The 280-nt window shown below is 40.7% G+C and carries 1 protein-coding gene; it reads left to right on the top strand.

The annotated features are described in order from the left end of the window. Nucleotides 1-280: IS110 family transposase (locus ACFI4Z_RS19115; RefSeq protein WP_462671897.1), on the top strand; the 280-nt coding region annotated here is incomplete at both ends.

Genomic DNA, 280 nt, shown 5'->3' with positions numbered 1-280 from the left:
CAGTCCTTATAAAGACAATTTAAAAGGACTTGTTGTTGAATCAACTTTTAACTGGTATTGGTTAGTCGATGCTTTAATGGATGAAGGGTTTAAACTTCACTTAGCAAACCCCGCTGCAATTAAACAGTATTCAGGCTTAAAGCATGCTGATGACCACAGTGATGCGTGTTGGTTAGCTGAAATGCTACGTCTAAACATTCTGCCTGAAGGCTATACTTATCCTCGAGAGCTCAGGGCTGTTCGCGACTTAATGCGTAAACGAATGGACATTGTTCAACAG

It is taken from the genome of Pseudoalteromonas sp. RWi3 (assembly GCF_054960735.1).
The sequence above is the reverse complement of the archived record's forward strand: the minus strand, read 5'-3'. Positions and strand labels throughout refer to the sequence as shown.